This window comes from Pseudomonas putida (genome assembly GCA_041879295.1).
Taxonomy (GTDB): domain Bacteria; phylum Pseudomonadota; class Gammaproteobacteria; order Pseudomonadales; family Pseudomonadaceae; genus Aquipseudomonas; species Aquipseudomonas putida_Y.
In genome coordinates this window covers 3,462,394-3,482,114 of the sequence record CP047152.1, presented here as the reverse complement: position 1 = coordinate 3,482,114, position 19,721 = coordinate 3,462,394, and the positions used below count along the sequence as shown (strand labels likewise).

The 19,721-nt window shown below is 62.4% G+C and carries 20 protein-coding genes; 12 read left to right on the top strand and 8 right to left on the bottom strand.

All coding sequences use genetic code 11. From position 1 onward, the window contains the following. Positions 1–192: 192 nt before the first annotated feature. Positions 193–1,872: an MFS transporter gene (locus GST84_15965; protein XGB13748.1), complete on the top strand. Its 1,680-nt coding sequence runs from the start codon at positions 193–195 to the stop codon at positions 1,870–1,872. Positions 1,873–1,923: 51 nt separating this feature from the next. On the opposite strand, the gene GST84_15960 is transcribed toward GST84_15965, so the two are convergent. Both GST84_15960 and GST84_15955 read right to left on the bottom strand, forming a co-directional pair. After that, the gene (locus tag GST84_15960; GenBank protein XGB13747.1) at positions 1,924–2,493 is read right to left on the bottom strand and encodes a hypothetical protein; all 570 of its coding nucleotides are present in this window, start codon (positions 2,491–2,493) and stop codon (positions 1,924–1,926) included. A 41-nt stretch (positions 2,494–2,534) separates the two neighbouring features. Next, positions 2,535–2,921: a VOC family protein gene (locus GST84_15955; GenBank protein ID XGB15784.1), complete on the bottom strand. Its 387-nt coding sequence runs from the start codon at positions 2,919–2,921 to the stop codon at positions 2,535–2,537. 161 nt (positions 2,922–3,082) lie between these two features. Here GST84_15955 and GST84_15950 point away from each other — a divergent pair, with 161 nt between their 5' ends. Together GST84_15950 and GST84_15945 are read left to right on the top strand one after the other, a co-directional pair. Then, a complete protein-coding gene (locus GST84_15950) occupies positions 3,083–3,268 on the top strand; it encodes a hypothetical protein (protein XGB13746.1) in 186 nt (61 codons plus the stop codon). Between the two features lie 150 nt (positions 3,269–3,418). Then, positions 3,419–4,330 carry a LysR family transcriptional regulator gene (locus GST84_15945; GenBank protein XGB13745.1) on the top strand — a complete coding sequence of 304 codons (912 nt, stop codon included), beginning with the start codon at positions 3,419–3,421 and terminating at the stop codon, positions 4,328–4,330. Positions 4,331–4,374: 44 nt separating this feature from the next. Here the strand turns inward: GST84_15945 and GST84_15940 are convergent, their stop codons facing one another. Next, positions 4,375–4,845 carry a hypothetical protein gene (locus GST84_15940; protein ID XGB13744.1) on the bottom strand — a complete coding sequence of 157 codons (471 nt, stop codon included), beginning with the start codon at positions 4,843–4,845 and terminating at the stop codon, positions 4,375–4,377. 150 nt (positions 4,846–4,995) lie between these two features. Here GST84_15940 and GST84_15935 point away from each other — a divergent pair, with 150 nt between their 5' ends. From GST84_15935 to GST84_15920, 4 genes are read left to right on the top strand one after another with little or no spacing between them, the layout of a single operon-like run. Then, complete coding sequence (locus GST84_15935; protein XGB13743.1) at positions 4,996–5,592, top strand: paraquat-inducible protein A; 597 nt, start codon at positions 4,996–4,998, stop codon at positions 5,590–5,592. Then, complete coding sequence (locus GST84_15930; protein XGB13742.1) at positions 5,589–6,218, top strand: paraquat-inducible protein A; 630 nt, start codon at positions 5,589–5,591, stop codon at positions 6,216–6,218. Before GST84_15935 ends, GST84_15930 begins: the two co-directional genes overlap by 4 nt. Further along, positions 6,218–7,858 (top strand): MCE family protein, encoded by a 1,641-nt coding sequence (locus GST84_15925; GenBank protein XGB13741.1) that lies wholly within the window; start codon positions 6,218–6,220, stop codon positions 7,856–7,858. Before GST84_15930 ends, GST84_15925 begins: the two co-directional genes overlap by 1 nt. An 11-nt stretch (positions 7,859–7,869) precedes the next feature. After that, positions 7,870–8,400: a hypothetical protein gene (locus tag GST84_15920; protein ID XGB13740.1), complete on the top strand. Its 531-nt coding sequence runs from the start codon at positions 7,870–7,872 to the stop codon at positions 8,398–8,400. Between the two features lie 12 nt (positions 8,401–8,412). Here GST84_15920 and cptA read toward each other — a convergent pair whose 3' ends face one another. Next, a complete protein-coding gene (gene cptA / locus GST84_15915) occupies positions 8,413–10,167 on the bottom strand; it encodes a phosphoethanolamine transferase CptA (GenBank protein XGB13739.1) in 1,755 nt (584 codons plus the stop codon). Between the two features lie 213 nt (positions 10,168–10,380). Here cptA and GST84_15910 point away from each other — a divergent pair, with 213 nt between their 5' ends. Continuing rightward, positions 10,381–10,536, top strand: a complete 156-nt coding sequence (locus GST84_15910; GenBank protein ID XGB13738.1) for a DUF2986 domain-containing protein — start codon at positions 10,381–10,383, stop codon at positions 10,534–10,536. 27 nt (positions 10,537–10,563) lie between these two features. Here the strand turns inward: GST84_15910 and GST84_15905 are convergent, their stop codons facing one another. Beyond that, positions 10,564–10,938 carry a hypothetical protein gene (locus GST84_15905; GenBank protein XGB13737.1) on the bottom strand — a complete coding sequence of 125 codons (375 nt, stop codon included), beginning with the start codon at positions 10,936–10,938 and terminating at the stop codon, positions 10,564–10,566. A gap of 199 nt (positions 10,939–11,137) precedes the next feature. Then, positions 11,138–11,728, bottom strand: a complete 591-nt coding sequence (locus tag GST84_15900; protein ID XGB13736.1) for a biliverdin-producing heme oxygenase — start codon at positions 11,726–11,728, stop codon at positions 11,138–11,140. A 162-nt stretch (positions 11,729–11,890) separates the two neighbouring features. Here GST84_15900 and GST84_15895 point away from each other — a divergent pair, with 162 nt between their 5' ends. Next, positions 11,891–12,382, top strand: a complete 492-nt coding sequence (locus tag GST84_15895) for a GNAT family N-acetyltransferase (GenBank protein XGB13735.1) — start codon at positions 11,891–11,893, stop codon at positions 12,380–12,382. A gap of 87 nt (positions 12,383–12,469) precedes the next feature. Here GST84_15895 and GST84_15890 read toward each other — a convergent pair whose 3' ends face one another. Both GST84_15890 and GST84_15885 read right to left on the bottom strand, forming a co-directional pair. Further along, positions 12,470–13,843 carry an 8-oxoguanine deaminase gene (locus GST84_15890; GenBank protein ID XGB13734.1) on the bottom strand — a complete coding sequence of 458 codons (1,374 nt, stop codon included), beginning with the start codon at positions 13,841–13,843 and terminating at the stop codon, positions 12,470–12,472. Between the two features lie 235 nt (positions 13,844–14,078). Next, positions 14,079–15,461: an amino acid permease gene (locus GST84_15885; protein ID XGB13733.1), complete on the bottom strand. Its 1,383-nt coding sequence runs from the start codon at positions 15,459–15,461 to the stop codon at positions 14,079–14,081. A 282-nt stretch (positions 15,462–15,743) separates the two neighbouring features. Between GST84_15885 and GST84_15880 the strand changes: the two genes are divergently transcribed. From GST84_15880 to GST84_15870, 3 genes are all read left to right on the top strand, one after another. Beyond that, the gene (locus tag GST84_15880) at positions 15,744–16,586 is read left to right on the top strand and encodes a LuxR family transcriptional regulator (GenBank protein ID XGB13732.1); all 843 of its coding nucleotides are present in this window, start codon (positions 15,744–15,746) and stop codon (positions 16,584–16,586) included. Between the two features lie 42 nt (positions 16,587–16,628). Continuing rightward, positions 16,629–18,011, top strand: a complete 1,383-nt coding sequence (locus GST84_15875; protein ID XGB13731.1) for an aspartate aminotransferase family protein — start codon at positions 16,629–16,631, stop codon at positions 18,009–18,011. A 197-nt stretch (positions 18,012–18,208) separates the two neighbouring features. After that, on the top strand, positions 18,209–19,702 hold the full coding sequence (locus tag GST84_15870; GenBank protein ID XGB13730.1) for an aldehyde dehydrogenase family protein: 1,494 nt from the start codon (positions 18,209–18,211) through the stop codon (positions 19,700–19,702). Positions 19,703–19,721: the final 19 nt, after the last annotated feature.

Below are 19,721 nucleotides of genomic sequence, written 5' to 3'. Positions count from 1 at the left end.
CCGCCTTCGTGTGCAGGGCCTGGCGGGTGGATATTCAGGCAATCCCGATTATGCTTCATTTACCTTGCTGCGATCCGAGGCGGCCCGCCTCGTCGTGCTTCGCGCAAACAAAGCAAGCTCAAGGGCCTGGGTGCGACGGTGAAGTGGTTGTGGGGTGCTCCGGCCTGCATGACAACATGACGGAGGCAACCCATGGCGGTTCTCGACAGCGCATCCACGGGCAGCAGCGCGCCCCAACGCGGTATCACCAAGGAGGAGCGCAAGGTCATCTTCGCCTCGTCCCTTGGTACGGTATTCGAGTGGTACGACTTCTACCTGTATGGCTCACTCGCCGCGATCATCGCCAGGCATTTCTTTGCAGGCGTCAATGAAACCACCTCATTCATCTTTGCCTTGCTGGCCTTTGCTGCCGGCTTCGCCGTACGGCCGTTCGGAGCCATCGTGTTCGGCCGCCTGGGCGACATGATCGGGCGCAAGCACACCTTCCTAATCACCATAGTCATCATGGGCCTGTCTACGGCACTGGTGGGCCTGCTACCAAGCTACAGTGCGATCGGCGTGGCTGCGCCGATCATCCTGATTACCTTGCGTTTGCTGCAAGGCCTGGCCTTGGGTGGCGAATACGGCGGCGCGGCCACGTATGTGGCTGAACATGCACCCAAGGGCCGACGCGGCTTTTTCACCGCCTGGATCCAGACCACTGCCACGTTGGGGCTGTTTCTGTCTTTGCTGGTGATCATGGCATGCCGCACGGCCATGGGGACGGAAGTGTTCGAAGCCTGGGGCTGGAGGGTGCCGTTCCTGCTGTCGATCCTGTTGCTGGCGATTTCGGTGTACATCCGCATGCAGCTCAACGAGTCGCCGGTGTTCATGAAGATGAAGGCCGAAGGCAAAGCATCCAAGGCCCCGCTGACTGAGTCGTTTGCCCGCTGGGACAACCTCAAGGTGGTGATCATGTCGCTGCTCGGTGGTACCGCCGGCCAGGCCGTGGTGTGGTACACGGGGCAGTTCTACGCGTTGTTCTTCCTGTTGCAGATGCTCAAGATCGATCCGCAGACTGCCAACCTGCTGATTGCCGGCTCGCTGCTGATCGGCACGCCGTTCTTCATCATTTTCGGTAGCCTGTCCGACCGGATTGGCCGCAAGAAGATCATCATGGCCGGCTGCATCATCGCCGCGCTGACCTACTTCCCGATCTTCAAGGCCCTGACCGAGTACGGCAACCCGGATGTGTTCGTTGCCCAGGAGCAGAACCCGGTAGTGGTGGTGGCCGACCCAGATCAGTGCGCATTTCAGTTCGACCCGGTGGGCAAGGCCAAATTCACCACCTCCTGCGACATTGCCAAGAGCCTGCTGGCCAAGCGCGCCATTCCCTATACCAACGAAGCGGCTGAACCCGGCAGCGTGGCGCAGATCCGCATAGGTGAGCGAGTACTGCCGAGTTTTGACGGCAGCAGCCTGGCTGCGGCGGACTTCAAGGTGCAGAGCGAAGCGTTTACCGCAGCCTTGAGTGGTGCGTTGAAAGAGGCGGGCTACCCAGAAAAGGCCGACCCGGCGAAGATCCACTACCCGATGGTGCTGTTACTGCTGACCATTCTGGTGATCTACGTGACCATGGTCTACGGCCCGATTGCCGCCTGGCTGGTGGAGCTGTTCCCGGCGCGTATCCGCTACACCTCAATGTCGCTGCCTTACCACATCGGTAATGGCTGGTTCGGCGGCTTCCTGCCGACCGTGGCGTTTGCCATGGTGGCAGCGACCGGAGATATCTACTACGGCTTGTGGTACCCGGTCGTGATTGCCCTGATGACGGCAGTGCTGGGGATCTTCTTCCTGCCTGAGACCAAGGATCGGGATATCAATCACACCTGAAGGTCGAGTTTGCCTGTGCTGGCTCCTTCGCGGGCAAGCACAGGCGATCAATCAGTCGAAGTAGCCACGTAGCCCGAATGCGTACCCGGTATCCACAGCTGTCGCCTCACCCCGGCTCCAGCGCTTCTTCAACACGAACTCGAACGCCGGCTCGTACAACCCGTCGCGCACCAGTGCCCCCGCCAGCACCTCCACGTCGTACCAGCCATTGTCCAGTTCGATGATCGGCCGCCCTGTCACCTGGTAACGCGCCATCAGGTCACCCAGGGTCTTGGGCGTGAAGTGCTGCAGGATGCGCCAGGTGTACAGCATCAGCGCACCGTGCTCGACCCGCAGTACATAGCCATTGCGCCGGTGCTTCAGACGGCTGCCGGCCTCGCGCAGGGCCGGTGTGTGGTTATCGAGGGTGAACAGGATGCGGTAGGGCAGGTTGTCGACACCGGCCAGCGGCAACACGACACCTTCGCGCACAGCCTGGTCGCCGCTGTCACCGTGGGTGAACGCATGGGCCAGGTCGTCGGGCAGTTGATGGTCTTGCTTGAAGCGCTCGAGCAACTGGATATCGCCGAGCAGAAAGTAGTCGACCAGGTCGTTGAGCACTTCGCTGAATTCGTGGCGCATCTTTTTTCCTTGTGGGTGCGCAGTGGGGTAAGGGCAACCGGCTAGTGCTTCTGGGCAATCTGGATCAGGTTGCCGCACGTATCATCGAACACCGCCACGGTAACCGGCCCCATTGGGGTAGGTGGCCGGATGAACTTCACACCTGCTGCACATAGCCGCATGTATTCGGCCTGGATGTCACGCACGCCGAACGAGGTGGCGGGGATGCCATCCTGCTTGAGCGCGGCCTTGTACACCTTGGCTGCCGGATGCGCGTCGGGTTCCAGCAGCAGTTCGACGCCATTGGGGTCGTTGGGCGAAGTCAGAGTCAGCCAGCGGTGCCGGCCCATGGGGATGTCGTGTCTGGGCTCGAAACCGAGTACGTAGTGGTAGAAAGCCAGGGCCTTGGCCTGGTCGTCGACGAGGATGCTGGTGACCACGATCTTCATTAGCGCACACCGCTTGCCTGGGCCGATGACTATCAGTAAAGACGCTCGGGCGTTTTTGACCAGTGGCTGCAGTGCCTCTGGGACCTGTTTCCAGCTGCGCGACAGCGCACGCACGACCTATCGTTGGCCTGGCCTTAGCAACCCACCAAGGAGTGAAATGCATGCAAGAAGAACCGATGAAAGACCTGCCAGACGTCGATGATGAGGATCAGGCAGATACCACTGAGCCGCCTGCAACGCTGTCCCGGCGTAAGCGCGGCGCGGCTCCAGTTTGCGGAATGCCCTGTGAGTCGGGGTACAAGCAGATTGGTGACGACTGCATTCGGGCGAACCCCGGGTTTGAGTGATGCACCGGGCCGGGGCAACCCGGCCCATACAAAAAAACTGTTCAAGGTATAGGTAAATCCTTCAGCGCTCAGCGCCCGCTCAGCTATAGCCAAGGGTAAAGTGTGAGGCACGATCCCAGTCTGCCCAGACCAGCGTCAGAGAGGTACCCTGTGGCTGCTTATACCTTGCGACAACTGAAGTACTTCGTCACCACCGTGGAAGCGGGCAGTGTGGCCGAAGCGTCACGCCAGCTGTATATCGCCCAGCCGTCCATCTCCACGGCTATCAAGAGTCTGGAGGAAAGTTTCGGTGTACAGCTATTCATCCGCCACCACGCCCAGGGCGTGTCATTGACGCCCAGCGGCAAACGCTTCTACGCCAAGACCAAGTCGCTGCTGCAGATGGCCCATGAGTTCGAACAGAACGCCCTGGCCGACAACGATACCGTCGCCGGGCAAATCGACATCGGCTGTTTCGAAACCGTGGCACCGCTGTACCTGCCTCGCCTGATAGCCGGTTTTCGCCAGCGTTACCCGGGTGTGGACATTCGCCTGCGTGACGGTGAACAGCAGGACCTGATCCAGGGCCTGACCGCCGGTACCTTCGACCTGGCGTTTCTCTATGACCACGACCTGGACGGCACCATTGAGGCCGAACCTCTGATGCCGCCGCAGAAGCCCTATGTGCTGCTACCAGAGAACCACCGCTTTGCCGGCCAGGCCCAGGTCTCGCTGCGCGACCTGTGCCCGGAACCGATGATCCTGCTGGACGTGGCCCCTAGCCGCACATACTTCGTCAGCCTGTTCAACGATATGGGCCTGGCACCGAACATTGTCTTCAGTTCGCCATCAATTGAGATGGTGCGTGGAATGGTGGGTCAGGGTTTCGGTTTTTCGTTGCTGGTAACCCGCCCGCACTCGGAATACACCTATGACGGCCAGCGCCTGGCAATGCTCGACATTGCCGAGCCGGTGGCGCTGTCGGGGCTGGCTGCGGCGCGGTTGAAGCGAGTCCAGCTGACCAAACCGGCGCAGTTGTTCGTGGAATTTTGTCGGGAAGAGCTGGCGAAGTTCCTGAACTGAGCACGCCATGCTTCCCCGGCAGGAGGCGCATGGCGTGGCATTGCTCAGGGGTTGACCTGATAGCCGCGCCCCTGCAGGCAACCGCTGTAGGCACTGGCATGGGCCTGGGTTTTTGCCTCGTCCTGGCCGCGCCTGTCCTGGCGCCGGTCCTGACGCTGGCGCATGCCACCGACCGCGGCCCCGGCGGCGGCTGCTTCGCCGGCACGGTTCTGCCGGTATTGCTGCTTGGCATCGTCACCCACCCGGTCATACAGCGCGTCATGCTGGTTGCCGCGCACCTGCGCGCCTACAGCACCGGCGGCCGCACCCGCAGTTGCACCGCGAACCCGGCCACCGACATGTGGGTCGCTGGACGTCGCCGTGCCGTTTGCGGCATTGGTGGCGACGGTATTGCAATCGTTGATATCCAGTTGCATCTGCTGGCTGCTCTGACCCTTGAGCGGCACCACCGACTGCGCCTGGGCGGCCGATGCTGCGCACAGCAGCAACAGGTAACTCCACGTGAACGTACGCATGGCACACCTCCACCGGGCGAAAAGCCCGCCCCACAGGATAGTTCGCCTTTGACGCGGTGATGGAAGTTTTGCCCAGATAGGCTACACCGGATATCAGACGCCGTTCCGATTAGCCTCTTGGCCTGATGCAAGGCTTCCTGTGGGCAAGACATGAGCCAGACGCAAGATCTGATCATCTGCGAGTATTGCGACACGGTGTACCACCGGGCACCACTGCTCAAACATCAACGTGCCCTTTGCCAGCGCTGTGGCGGCGTGCTGTACCGGCACAGGTCACTGACCATTGAGCAGCGGCTGGCATTGAGTGTGACGGGCGGCGTCCTGCTGGTATTCGCCAACTATTACCCGGTCATGACCATCGGCATGCAGGGGCTGACCCACTCGGCCACGTTGTGGGACGCCGTGCAGATCCTCAGTCACGGCAGTATCACCTTCATCGCCCTGGTCATGGCGCTATCGATCATTTTTGCGCCGCTGCTGCAAATTGCCTTGTTGTGCTGGGTGTTGAGTTTTGCCCTTGCCGGCCAGCGTGCCCCCGGTTTCGCCTTGTGCATGCGTGGCCTGGAAAGCCTGCGGCCCTGGAGCATGCTGGAGGTGTGTCTGCTGGGGGCGATGGTGGCGGTGATCAAGCTGGCGGGGCTGCTCGATGTGATCCCCGGTATCGGCCTGCTGGCCCTGGCTGCGCTTAGCATGTTGATCATCCACATTGCCGGCAAGGACATCCGCGACTTGTGGGAACAGGTATGACTACTCCAGCCAATGCGCACGACCTTGGCTTGTGTCTGTGCCATGGCTGTGGCCAGGCCTGCGACACGCGCAGTGGCGCGCACACCTGCGACCGTTGCGGCGCCGTCATTCACCGGCGCAAGGCCAATGCCATCAGCCGTGGCTGGGCGTTTCTGCTGGCAGCCCTGGTTTTCTACATCCCCGCCAACCTGCTGCCGGTGATGCACACCGAAATGCTCGGCAGTGGTACAGACAGCACCATTGGCGGTGGCGTGCTGGAGTTCTGGGAAGCCGGGGCCTGGGACATCGCGCTGATCATCTTCATCGCCAGCGTGGGTGTGCCTGCCATCAAGTTCTTGTCCCTTGGCCTGCTGCTGTTCACTGCCCAGCGTGGTTCTTCCTGGGCCTGCCGGCAGCGTTCGCAGTTGTATCGCTTCGTCGAGCTGATCGGTTACTGGTCCATGCTCGATGTGATGGTAGTGGCGTTGGTGGCTGCGCTGGTGCAACTGCGCGGGCTGGGCACCATCGAGCCGCGCGTGGGCATCTTGTTTTTTGGCATGGTGGTGGTGCTGACCATGTTCTCTGCGATGAGCTTTGATCCACGCTTGATCTGGGATAGCCATGCCAACGAGGGGAGGCCGCATTGATGGGGCAACAGACTGACAAGCGCGAGGGCCCTGGGCAGGTTGAAGTGCGCACCCGACGTTGGAGTGTGTCGCTGGTATGGATCGTGCCGATCCTGGCGATCCTGATCGGCGCTTCGCTGGTGGTGCGCAACTGGATGCAGCAAGGGCCGGTGATCACCATTTCTTTCCACAGCGGCGAGGGATTGGTGGCGCACAAGACCCAGGTAAAATACCGCAGCGTGGTGATCGGCGAAGTGACCACGGTGGACTTGGCCGACGACAAGAAGAGTGTGGTGGCCAAGGTTCAGCTTTCCAACGATGCCCGTTCGTTTGCTACCCAAGGGGCGCGCTTCTGGGTGGTGCGACCGCGCATCGGTGTCGGCGGGGTTTCCGGGGTGGACACGTTGCTTTCGGGCAGTTTCATCGGGGCCGATTCCGGCGAGTCGAAAGTGCCGGAAAAGTCCTTTGTCGGCCTGGAGCTGCCTCCGCCGATCACCTATGACGAAAAGGGCAAGCGTTTTGTTCTTGTCGCCAGCGACCTGGGCTCGCTGGATATCGGCTCTTCGATCTACTACCGCAAGATCCCGGTTGGCGAAGTGGTGTCCTTTGCGCTCCAGGACGATGGCAAGGGGGTAGAGATTGGCGTATTCGTGCAGGCGCCCTACGACACGTTCGTCACTGCTGACACGCGCTTCTGGAATGCCAGTGGCATCGACATGCAGATCGGAGCCAATGGCCTGAAGGTCGATACCGAATCGCTGTCGTCGATTCTGGTGGGCGGGCTGGCCTTCGGCTCGCCCGATTTTGCGGCGCAAGCCGAGCCTGCTGCCGACCAGGCCCGCTTCCAGCTATTCGCCGACCGCGACATGGCGCTGTCGCCTCCGCATGGCCAGGCGCAGTACCTGCAGTTGCGCTTCGACCAGGCCATGCGTGGCCTGTCGGTGGGGGCGCCAGTGGAGTTCAAGGGTGTGGAGTTTGGCCGGGTCACCTCGATCCAGCTTGACTACGATGCTGCGCGGCAGACCTTTCCGGTAGTGGTCGATGCGGTGATCTACCCCCAGCGGCTGGGGCCGGTGCACCGCAAGATGCTGGCAGTGTTCAAGCACACCGAGGGCGATCTGGAAGGTGCGCGGAAACTGATTGGCACTTTTGTCGAACATGGGCTGCGGGCCCAGGCGCGTAGCGGCAACCTGATCACCGGGCAGATGTTTATTTCGCTGGATTTCTACCCGGATGCACCCAAGGTGACCTTCGACATGGCTGCCAATCCCATCACGATCCCGACGCTGCCCGGCAGCCTTGAGCAGTTGCAGGAACAGTTGCAGCGGGTAGTGGAGCGCATTGCCAAGCTGCCGCTGGAAAGCATCGCCGGTAACCTGGACGGCAGCCTGCGTGAGCTGCGCGCCAGCCTCAGGCAGTTCAATGGCCAGACACTGCCGGACGTGAACGTGGCGCTGGACGAGGTGCACAAGACCCTGCGTACGGCCAACTCGGCCATTTCCGAAGACTCGCCACAGCGCCAGCGAATGAGCGAAACACTGGACGAGCTGGAGCGCATGTCGCGTTCGCTACGTGACCTTGCCGATTACCTGGGCCGCCACCCCGAGTCGCTGATTCGTGGCCGGCCGAAAGCGGCCGGGGCCGCAGACCTTGAACCCTGAGGAGACAGCCGATGCAACGACTGCGCAATGTATGTGTGGCCAGCCTGCTGGTGTGGCTCGGGGGCTGCAGCAGTACGCCGAACAACTACCACACGCTGGTACCGAGCGAACCGGTGCGTGGCAGCGGCCAGCGCATACAGGTAGTCAGGGTGGCTGTGCCGCCCCAGGTCGACCGCCCACAGTTGGTGGTGCGGCAAGGGCAGAGCGGCCTGGCCATCCTGGAGACGGAATGGTGGGGCGCCAACCTGGTGGATGAATTCCGCAGCGCCCTGCAGGACCAGTTGGGCGGCCCGGCGGGCGGTGGCAAGGCGTCGCTGCGGGTGGATGTGCAGCGCTTCGACACGGTACCAGGGCGCTACGCCTCGCTGGAGGCCGTGTGGCGCCTCAAGCAGGAAGGGCAGGCCGAGTTGACCTGCCGTACGTCGGTGCAGACTGCCGCGGACAACAGCATCACCAGCCTGGTGATTGCGCACCAGGCCAACCTGCGCAAGTTGGCCGAGGCGGTGCGGGGGAGTGCCCGGCAGGGAAGCTGCCCTGCATGACCCGTGGCCTCATTACTGCCGGGTGCTGGCTGTTTCCTGCACCCCGTCGGCCTTGTCCCGCGGTAGCTGATCGAACTCGCGCAAGCCATCCTTGCGGTATGGGTCGCCGATCCAGCGTGGCGCTACCAAGAACTGTGGGCTGACCAGGCTCTTGGCCGGTTCATAGAGGTCATAACTCAACCCGGCCAGGTCAGACAGGGTGTGAATCAGGTGTGAGCTGCTGTACGGGCGGTTGGCCATTGCCTGCAAGTCACGCGGGTGGTCGGCCTGCCAGCTAGGCGAGGTCCACAGCAGGAACGGAATGGTATACATCGGCCGGGTTGGTGCGCCTTCGTTGCGCCCCAGGCGGTCGTGGTCACCGGAGCTGTACACGTCTTCACCATGATCGGACAGGTACATCAGGAACCCATTGGGGTTGCCTGCCGAATAACGCTTGATCAGGGTCGACACCACATAGTCGTTGTAGCGCACCGCGTTGTCATAGAAGTTATAGGTTTCTACCTGGTCCGCCGTCAGCGTGCCTGGCACGCCCTGCCTGTCGTTGAAGTGCGCGTAGTCGTCCGGGTAGCGGTAGCGGTAGTCCATGTGCGTGCCCAGCAAGTGCACGATGATGAATTTGTTGGGCGCAGGGTCTTGCAGGGCTTTCTCGAACGGTGCCAGCACCACGTCATCGTACTGGCTGGCATTCTGGTTGCGCTGGTTGTTCAGGTACACCGGCGCGTCCGTCTGCTGCGAGAAGGTGGTAAGCATGGTGTTGCGCTTGGTCATGGTCTGCTGGTTGGTGATCCAGAAGGTCTTGTAGCCTGCCTGTTTCATCAGGTTGATCAGCGATGGGGCGCTGAGGAAGCGGTCCGGGTTCTGCTCGTCGCCGAACGTGAGGATCTGCTGCATCACTTCGATGGTGTAGGGGCGCGGCGATACTACGTCGCGGAACACGGTCAGGCCCTTGTCACTGGCGGCCAGCGCGTCGAGGTTGGGCGTGGTGTCGCGGTTATAGCCATACAGGTGCATGTGCTCGCGGGTAGTCGACTCGCCCAGCACCAGTACCAGGGTGCGTGGCGCCTTGCCACTGCTGTCACGCAGGTTTTGCAGCGGTGGCAATGCGGCATTCTGGGCCAGCAGCTTCTGCATGTTGTCCAGCTGTTGGCGATACTGGCGGTAGCCGACCAGCAACTGCCAAGGTACGGCCGGTTCCATGCGCTGCTGCACTTTTTCGAGCGCATCGGCGAAGTTGCGTTCCTGGGTGACCATCTGCTTGTAGAACGGCCACACCAGGTTGGCCACCAGCAATAGCACGACCACCGGCAGGCGGCTGCGCAGCGGCAGGCTGACCGGGCGCACGCGCCGCCAAAGCAGTACCGCAACCAGCGTGTATAGCACCAGTGCCAGGCCCAGCCCCACGCTGAAGTATTGGCTGAAGTACTCACCGGCCTCGGCGGTGTTGGACTCGAACATCACAAAGATGACGCTTTGTGAAAACTCCTGGCGATAAATGCCGAAGTAGCTCAGGCCCACCAGCGATGCAGCCCACAGCACCAGGCCGATGATTGCCGCGGTGGCGCGGGTGAAGCGCGGCAGCAACAGGACGGGTGCCAGCCACAGGCTGCTGAGAAATAGCGCATCGCGAAAACCGGCGAAGCCGGTAGTCCCGCTGAACAGCAGTAACGCCTGGGTTACGCCGGAGAAATACCAGAAGAACAGCAAGAGCCAGCCCAAGCCGGCCCAGTCCACGCGCTTGTGCGCGGCGGGGGATGTAGTGTGTGACACGTATGCCTCGTCGTACCTTGGCGGCCAGCGGTTGTGCTCGTGGCCGGAAAGGGCGTGACGCTAATCTGCGGACTGTGAAAATAACGTCAACGCGGCGAATCATGTGTCTTGCTGCGGCCGTAGCAGGCATGAACTTGGCCTTTGCCCGCGTTTTCCCCAGGCTGCCGAGGTATGATGGCGGCAGCTAAACCGTACTGACAGGCCCCGTGGACCATGAACCGTCGTAAGAAGATCAAGCAACTGTTGCAGGCGCATGCCAAGAAGGCCAGTGCCAAACTGGCGCCGCGCAAGCCCAGGTACATCTGCAAGGCTGACCGCTTGAAGATGGAGGCAGAGGCGGCGGGCGATGCTCACCAGCTGGCCGACTGACACCGCGCCTGCACGCTCGCCTGGGCTTCAACGGCGGTAGTAGCGATGCTCGTCATGATGACGCTGGCGCATGGCGCGCTCATGGCGGCGCTCCCAATCTCGGCGCCGTTCCCAGTCGCGCCGCCGCTCCCAGTCCCGCCGGGCTTGTTCACGGCGCCACTGTTCGCGGCGCCAGTCGCTTCGGTGGCCATGCCAGCGATCGTCATCATGCGCCAGCAGCGTGGCCGGCTGTTCAACGGCTGCACTGGCCACCCTGGACCAAGGGTTGCCGGCTGGTTGCAACGGTGATTGAACGGCCGGTGCAACTGCCTCGGTGGCTTTCATTTGTGTTGCCGATGCCGTGCCCACCGCCGCGAACGAGAACAGGCCGAGCAGCACCAACCTTGCGACATGTATTTTCATGAGCGTAGCCAACCTCTGATAACAATTGAGCCATCTGGCCAGCAGGTGTGGGGCGAACCTTGTCTCGCGTTCCGCTACCTTTCTGCGCCTCACACATAGACAGGGAATCAAGAAAAAGTTCGCTGCAGCAACAACTTGAAGAACTTTGCCGGGGTGGTTGGTGCTGGGCAGTACCCGCAACAGGTGCCATTGCGCTCAGTCAACTGCCTGCAAATACCTCACGCAGATGCCCCCGATAACTGTCGAACGCAGCAATTGCCCCTGCCACCACCTCTGCTTCTTCCTGTTCCTCCAGCACCAGGCTGTCCAGCCTGGCGACAAACTCGCGCCAATGCAGCGCTCGGCCATCCGGATGGGGGGCCAGGTGGCGGGCGCCCTTGTCGCCATCCAGCCCAAGACGTTGTGTGTGCCTGAACAAAAACGCCGCCCCCAGGTTCGAACCTTCACTGCAATACAGCCATCCCAGGGCCTGGGCCGAGCTGACGCAGACCGGTTGGGGGGACGTTGGCAGTGGCAGGCCCAGGTCGAGCAGGTCGGCCTCTACCGCCGCGAAACGCGACAGCGCCGCCAGCCCAGGCAGTTGCTGGTTGAGCTGTTCATCCTGATACAACGCCAGCAGGCTGCCATGAAAGCGGTGCTGCACCTGCAGGAAGCGTCCATAGCGCGCGCGGTTCTCGAAAGGCCGCGCTGCCATCACCAGTTGATCAACGCTGTCATGATCCCTGCTGCTGGCCGCTTTCAGGCGTTTGCAGCGGCTTGGTTCGGTGGTGGGGGAAGTTACAGCGGTCATCGGCGTATCCGTGGCAATAGAGCAAGGCTCCCATGATGCTTGCCGTCCTTGGCAAGCAGCAAGCATCACACGCCCGACCTGGGCGAGTTCGCAATGATGGAGCGCAAGGACGATGCTCATTTATCATGGCGGCTGCCTTTACCATTGCCAAGGATACTTGCCATGAGCGCCCTCCAGTTTCGCACCCCCGTCCCCGCAGATGCCGAGCGTTGCTACGCCATCGAAATTGGCGCCTATGAAGGGGATGAGGCAGCCACGCTGGAGAAAATCCGCACGCGTATCACGCAGTACCCACAAGGCTTCCTGGTGCTGGAAAGTGACGGCGAGATCGTTGGTTTCATCAACAGTGGTTGCGCCCACGAGGTCGTGATGTCCGACGAGGCATTCAAAGAGCTGGTCGGCCATGACCCGGCGGCAGCGAACGTGGTGATCATGTCGGTGGTTGTAGACCCGGCCCACCAGGGCAAAGGCTACGCCAAAGTGTTGATGAACGAATTCATTGGACGCATGCACGCGGCGGGCAAGCAGGCCATTCACCTGATGTGCAAGGAGCAGCATGTGGCCCTGTACCAGAAACTGGGCTACCAGTACGTGAAACCGTCACCGTCGGAACACGGCGGCATGGCCTGGCATGAGATGGTCATGGACCTTTGAGTGGACATCTCGCTGCGTGACAGCGCAGCCCAAAAGGGCTGCGCACTACCTTCATTCAACCCAGCGATGCCGAGCTGATGCCTGGCATCAAGTGCCACTGACCAACTGATGTGCCAGCTGGTTGTGGCGCTCCAGTACGCGCGGCAGGTCGACAGTGGTCAGCTGGCCGTCTTTCACCACGATGCGGCCGTTGATCACGCTGGTATGCACCTGGGTCGGGGTGCAGAACACCAGTGCTGCCAATGGGTCGTGGTGGCCGCCGGCATACGCCACATGGCCCAGGTCGAAGGCGACGAAATCGGCGACCATGCCAGGGGCCAGGGCGCCGATATCATTGCGGTTGAGCACTTTCGCACCACCCAGGGTGGCAATCTCCAGTGCTTCGCGTGCAGTCATCGCGTCAGGGCCGAAGCCCACCCGTTGCAGTAGCAGGGCCTGGCGCACTTCGCCGATCATGCTGGCGCCGTCGTTGGAGGCCGAGCCGTCGACCCCAAGGCCCACCGGTACGCCATGGTCGCGCATCTTGCGCACCGGGGCGATGCCCGAGGCCAGTCGCATGTTCGAGCATGGGCAGTGGGCCACGCCGGTGCCGGTGCGGGCGAACAGCTCGATGCCGTGCTGGTCGAGCTGCACGCAGTGGGCATGCCATACATCGTGGCCGACCCAGCCAAGGTCTTCGGCGTACTCGGCAGGGGTCATGCCGAACTTCTCGCGGCTGTAGGCGATGTCGTTGACGTTCTCGGCCAGGTGGGTGTGCAGCGACACCCCATACTGGCGCGCCAGCACGGCAGCTTCGCGCATCAGATCGCGGCTGACCGAGAACGGCGAGCATGGCGCGACCACAATGCGGCGCATCGAGCCGTGGCTGGCATCGTGGTAGTCCTCAATCAGACGTTGCGACTCCTTGAGGATGTCGGCTTCCTTTTCCACCACCGAGTCAGGTGGCAGGCCGCCTTGGCTCTGGCCCACGCTCATGCTGCCGCGCGCGGCGTGGAAGCGCATGCCGATCTCGGCAGCCGCGTGGATGCTGTCGTCGAGCTTGCAACCGTTGGGGTAGATATACAGGTGGTCGCTGGAGGTGGTGCAGCCGGAGAGAATCAGCTCGGCCATGGCGGTCTGGGTCGACACCGCGATCATCTCGGGGGTCAGGCGCGCCCAGATCGGGTACAGGTTGGTCAACCAGTTGAACAGCTCGCCGTCCTGAGCTGCCGGTACCACGCGGGTGAGGCTCTGGTACATGTGGTGGTGGGTGTTGACCAGCCCTGGGATGACCACTTTGCCGGCCATCTCCAGAACCACGTCGGCGTGCTGCGGGAGGGTATCGCTGGGGCCGACTTGCCTGATCAGGTTGTCTTCGATGAACAGGCCGCCGTTCTTGATCTCGCGGCGCTCGCCGTCCATGGTGACCAGCAGCGCGGCGTTTTTGACGAGTAGCGTTTTTACAGGGTTTGTAGATGACATGGTGCAAGCCTGCGCAATACGCATCGGCGATTACCGATGTCATAGGCGCTAGGTATTGTAAGCAAGCTTTTTGCTGATTGTATACAGCCCGGAGCACCAGTGCCGGCCTCTCAGCAGGTAAGACCGCGAAGCGGCCGGCACAGGTTAAACCCATGAATGCGCGCACCGCCTCGGCGCCCGGCCTTGCGTTCCAGCACCGGTTCCCGCGAGGCAAAGGCGCGCAAGTCTTCAGGTGTCACTCGGCCATCTGCAGCTCTGGCAGCTTCACGCGCAACGCGCGGGTCAGCCCCAGTAGCACCAACAGGCCCATGCCCATCCAGCACAGACCGATGGTGAACGACAGGCTGGTCAGGCTGCTCCATAGCCACAGCGTGCTGATAAAGCCCAGCCCGGGAATTACGCCGTACAGCAGGCCGTTGCGGCAACCGCGCAGTTTCTGGTCGACCAGGTAGTGCTTGACCACCGCCAGGTTCACCGCCGAGAAGGCGAACAGTGCACCAAAGCTGATCATGTTGGCCACGGTATCCAGGGTGATCACCAGGGCGATCAGCGACAGCAGGCTGACCACCAGGATGGCAGTGGCCGGCACGCGCTTTTTCGTCACCAGCTGGCCGAATGCCCGCGGCAATGCGCCGTCACGGCCCATGGCGAACAGTACGCGCGACACGCTGGCTTGGGACACCATGGCCGAGGCAAAGCAGCCGGCCACGTAGGTCGCGGTGAAGGCGGTTACCAGCAGCTCGCCGCCCACCCGGCGCATCACGTCCACCGAGGCCGAATCCGGGTCGGCGAAGCTGCCCCAGTCGGGGAACACCATCTGTGCGCAGTAAGACACCACCAGAAACAGCAGCCCGCCGATCAACGACACCGCAAGAATCGCCACGGGAATGCGGTAGGTCGGGTTGCTGGTTTCCTCAGCCATGGTCGATACCGCATCGAAACCGAGGAACGACAGGCACAGTACGGCGGCGCCGGTCAGGATCAACGGCACGCTGAAGCCTTCGTGGTGGAAGGGGGCCAGCAGCGACACCGGCTCCGCCTGTCCGCTGAGCTTGAGAATGGACAGGGCGACGAAGACGATGATGAACACCAGTTGCACCACTACCAGTATCCAGTTGACCCGGGTGATCGATTCGATGCCGATCAGGTTGAGGAAGGTGACCAGGGCAATGGAGCCCGCCACCCACACCCAGGCATGGATGGTCGGGAAGTATTCCGACATGTAGATGCCGATCAGCAGGTAGCTGAGCAGCGGCAGGAAGATGTAGTCGAGCAGCAGTGTCCAACCGGTGATGAAGCCGATATGGCTGCCGAAGGCCTTGCGCGTGTAGGTGTAGACCGAGCCGGAGTAGGGATGGGCCTGGACCATGCGGCCGTAACTGTAAGCGGTCAGCAGCATGGCGGCGAGCGTGAGCAGGTAGGCGGTGGGCAGGTGCCCTTTGGTCATCTGGGTGACCAGCCCGTAGGTGGTGAATACGGCCAGGGGCACCATGTAGGCCAGGCCAAATAGCACCAGGGCGGTCATGCTCATGGACTTGCGGAAGCGGCCTGTGCTGGTGCCGGGTTGCGAGGGTGCATGCGGGGCGGGGCTATGGGCTGTACTTGTTGTTGTATGCATTGCTAACTCCTGAAAAGGGATGCAGGACACCGCGGCAGGCGAGCGGGCTCGCAACCGTTGGGTGTTGTGCAAGGAGGTCGAGCGGAAAGCTCGCAGCGCTGGGGCAGGTCGATGCTCCCACACCCTGCAGGTACCCGGAATCACCCTTTGGGGTGAGCGGCCACTGCCCTTGCCCGGCTCACCCCAAAGGGTGATTCCGGTGCCAGCAGCGCCGTGGGAGTATCTGCTCAACGACGCACCGCACTGGCGGCGGTGCCACTGAAAAGAAACGGCAGGCCCACAGTGACTAATCAACTGCTTTCAGAACAATGGTTCGAGCACCAGGCCAAGGTCACCGAGGCGATCGGCCGGCCGGGCTTTGCCGCCAGCCTGTTTGCGGCACTGGGTGTGATCCGGCCGATCCAGGCGACCACGGTGTACCTGTACCCGCACGACGGCATGCCCTGTGCGCTGTTCGAGCAGGATGACAAGGCGCCTTGGCAGCCCGAGGGCAATGTCAGCCGCTACCTGTCGGGCTTCTACCTGCTCGACCCGTTCTACGGTGCTTGCGTGGAACAGGTCGAATCCGGCTGCTACGGCCTGTTCGAAGTGGCACCCGATCACTTCGAGGTCAGCGAGTACTACCAATCGTTCTATCGCCACTCGCACCTGGAGGATGAACTCAACTACATCCTGCAGGTGGCGCCCGGGCAAAGCCTGGCGGTGTCGCTGGCCTTCACCGACAAGCTGGATGGGCAAAGCCGCACGCGGTTCGGGCTCATCACGCCTTGGGTGCTGGCGGTACTCGGCAAGCATTTTGCCGGGCTGGACAGCCGCGCAGGCCGCTTCGAGAACATCCTCGAGCAACGTATCCATGCCGCCCTGAACAACTTCGGCAGCTCGCTGTTGACCGAGCGTGAATGCCGTATCGCCCAGCTGATCCTGCGTGGCCACTCGACCAAGTCGCTGGCCGAGCGGCTGGGCGTGTCGGAGGACACCATCAAGTCGCACCGCAAGAACGTCTACGCCAAGCTCGACATCGGCACCCAGTCCGAACTGTTCTCCCTGTTCATCGATGCACTGGCCAATGCCCAGGGCGTGCTGGGCAAGGACCCGCTGGAAAGCTACATGGGCAAGCTGCGCTGAACGCCAGCCGCCCTGCAACCCCACCGCAAAGGAAAACCAACAATGAACGCGCCTTTCGCCCCGCAACGCCAGACCCGTGACTACCAGGCAGCCGATGCAGCCCACCACATTCATGCCTTCCTCGACCAGAAGGCGCTGAACGCCGAAGGGCCGCGGGTGATCGTCGGTGGCGAACGCCTGCACCTGTGGGACAGTGAGGGCAAGCGCTACCTGGATGGCATGTCCGGCCTGTGGTGCACCCAGCTCGGTTATGGCCGCCGTGACCTGACGGCCGCTGCGGCCACGCAGATGGATCAGTTGGCCTACTACAACATGTTCTTCCACACCACCCACCCGGCGGTGATCGAACTGTCCGAGTTGCTGTTCAGCCTGCTGCCGGGGCACTACAGCCACGCGATCTACACCAACTCTGGCTCCGAGGCCAACGAGGTACTGATCCGCACCGTACGCCGCTACTGGCAGGTGGTTGACCAGCCAAGCAAGAAAATCATGATCGGCCGCTGGAACGGCTACCACGGCTCGACCCTGGCGGCCACGGCGCTGGGCGGCATGAAGTTCATGCACGACATGGGCGGGTTGATTCCGGATGTGGCACACATCGACGAACCCTACTGGTACGCCGAGGGCGGTGAACTGACCCCGGCCGAGTTCGGCCGCCGCTGCGCCCTGCAACTGGAGGAAAAGATCCTCGAGCTGGGTGCCGAAAACGTTGCCGGCTTCATTGCCGAACCCTTCCAGGGGGCGGGCGGCATGATCTTCCCGCCTGAAAGCTACTGGCCGGAAATCCAGCGTATCTGCCGCCAGTACGACGTGCTGCTGTGCGCCGATGAGGTGATCGGTGGCTTTGGTCGCACCGGCGAATGGTTCGCCCATGAATACTTCGGCTTCGAGCCCGACACCCTGTCGATTGCCAAGGGCCTGACCAGCGGCTATGTGCCCATGGGGGGCCTGGTGCTGAGCAAACGCATAGCCGAGGCATTGGTAGAGCGCGGCGGGGTCTTTGCCCACGGCCTGACCTATTCCGGCCACCCGGTGGCGGCGGCAGTGGCCATCGCCAACCTGAAGGCGCTGCGTGACGAAGGCATCGTGCGCCAGGTGAAGGACGACACGGGGCCGTACCTGCAGCGCATTCTGCGGGAAGTGTTTGCCGATCACCCATTGATCGGCCAGGTGCAAGGGGCCGGGCTGGTGGCGGCGCTGCAGTTCGCCGAGCACAAGCCGACGCGCAAGCGCTTTGCCAACGAGAACGACTTGGCCTGGCAGTGCCGCACCTTTGGTTTCGAGGAAGGGGTGATCATACGCTCGACCTTGGGCCGAATGATCATGGCCCCGGCCTTGATCGCCAACCACAGCGAGCTGGATGAGCTGGTAGAGAAAACCCGCATTGCCGTGGACCGCACCGCTCGGTTGGTCGGCAAGCTCTAAGCCGTTGCCAAGGGCAACCGGTTTCCCCTGTGGGAGCGGGCATGCCCGCGAACACCGGCGAAGCCGGTGCCATCCTCCGTGTCGCCTGATTCGCGGGCACGTCCGCTCCCACAGAGGAGGCGCGGCGCGCTTGCGGACTGTGTGGTACCTGTTACTTCCGCAAAAAATGATCGCCACCGCGGTCGCCTGGAGTACAAATGTACACCCTCGAATTCTGGCAACAACGCGCCTCGGACCTGTACCTGCCATCCAAAGCGCTGATCAATGGCAAACCCGTCAATGCACAGGATGGCGCCACCTTCGCAGCCATCAACCCCGCCGCCAACAACCTGATGGCACAGGTAGCCGCCTGCGGCCAGGCCGAGGTCGACCTGGCCGTCGCCAGCGCCCGTCGGGCCTTCGAACACGGCCCCTGGCCGCGCATGGCGCCGGGCGAGCGCAAGAAAGTACTGCTGCGCCTGGCCGAGCTGATCATGGCCCATCGTGAAGAACTGGCCTTGCTGGACTCGCTGAACATGGGCAAGCCGGTGATGGACGCCTACAACATCGACGTGCCGGGTTCTGCCCATGTGTTCGCCTGGTACGGCGAGGCGCTGGACAAGCTGTATGACCAGGTGGCGCCCACTGCTGCCAATGCGCTGGCCACCATCACCCGCGAAGCCCTCGGCGTGGTCGCTGCCGTGGTGCCATGGAACTTCCCGCTCGACATGGCCGCCTGGAAGCTGGCCCCGGCGCTGGCTGCCGGTAACAGCGTGGTACTCAAGCCCGCCGAGCAATCACCGTTCTCGGCCCTGCGCCTGGCCCAACTGGCGCTGGAAGCGGGGTTGCCGGAAGGCGTACTGAACGTGGTGCCAGGCCTGGGCGAGCAGGCCGGGCAGGCGCTGGGCCTGCACCCGGATGTGGACTGCCTGGTGTTCACAGGCTCCACCCAGGTGGGCAAGTACTTCATGCAGTACTCGGCGCAGTCCAACCTCAAGCAGGTTTGGCTCGAGTGCGGCGGCAAGAGCCCGAACCTGGTGTTCGACAACTGCCAGGACCTGGACCTGGCTGCGGAGAAAGCCGCTTTTGGCATTTTCTTCAACCAGGGCGAAGTGTGTTCGGCCAACTCGCGGCTGTACGTGCAGCGTGCCATTCACGATGAGTTCATCGAGCGCCTGCAGGTCAAGGCTCGCCAGTGGCTGCCCGGTAACCCGCTGGATCCGGCGAGCCGCGCCGGGGCCATTGTCGATGCCGAACAGACCGGCCGCATTGAGGCCGCCATCGTGCGTGCCGGGCAAGAGGGCGCGCAATTGGTGTGTGGCGGCCGACGCCTGAACATCGAAGGTTCGGACAACTACATCGAACCGACCATTTTTGCCGGTGTCGAGGGCCGCATGAGCCTGGCGCGGGAGGAGGTATTCGGCCCAGTGCTGGCGGTCAGCGCCTTCGACACGGAAGAAGAAGCGGTGCGCCTTGCCAACGACAGCATCTATGGCCTGGCAGCTTCGGTTTGGAGCGACGACTTCAACCAGGTGCACCGGGTAGCGCGGGCGTTGAAAGCCGGTACCGTATCGGTGAACACGGTCGATGCGCTGGATGTGACGGTGCCGTTCGGTGGGGGCAAGCAGTCGGGGTTTGGCCGCGATCTGTCACTGCATTCGTTCGACAAGTATTCGCAGCTCAAGACCACCTGGTACCAGTTGCGCGGCTGATGCCCTGATCATGGCCCAC